General features: G+C 49.2%; 1 rRNA gene. It reads left to right on the top strand.

Annotated features, from left to right (window positions below):
• Window positions 1-675: ribosomal RNA gene (locus D1641_RS19020) — 16S ribosomal RNA — on the top strand; the annotation flags it as partial.

Consider the following 675-nt stretch of genomic DNA (forward strand, 5'->3'; position numbering starts at 1 on the left):
TCGAGCGATGATTAAAGATAGCTTGCTATTTTTATGAAGAGCGGCGAACGGGTGAGTAACGCGTGGGAAATCTGCCGAGTAGCGGGGGACAACGTTTGGAAACGAACGCTAATACCGCATAACAATGAGAATCGCATGATTCTTATTTAAAAGAAGCAATTGCTTCACTACTTGATGATCCCGCGTTGTATTAGCTAGTTGGTAGTGTAAAGGACTACCAAGGCGATGATACATAGCCGACCTGAGAGGGTGATCGGCCACACTGGGACTGAGACACGGCCCAGACTCCTACGGGAGGCAGCAGTAGGGAATCTTCGGCAATGGGGGCAACCCTGACCGAGCAACGCCGCGTGAGTGAAGAAGGTTTTCGGATCGTAAAACTCTGTTGTTAGAGAAGAACGTTAAGTAGAGTGGAAAATTACTTAAGTGACGGTATCTAACCAGAAAGGGACGGCTAACTACGTGCCAGCAGCCGCGGTAATACGTAGGTCCCAAGCGTTGTCCGGATTTATTGGGCGTAAAGCGAGCGCAGGTGGTTTCTTAAGTCTGATGTAAAAGGCAGTGGCTCAACCATTGTGTGCATTGGAAACTGGGAGACTTGAGTGCAGGAGAGGAGAGTGGAATTCCATGTGTAGCGGTGAAATGCGTAGATATATGGAGGAACACCGGAGGCGA

Source organism: Colidextribacter sp. OB.20, from assembly GCF_009911595.1.
Lineage (GTDB): Bacteria > Bacillota > Clostridia > Oscillospirales > Oscillospiraceae > Lawsonibacter.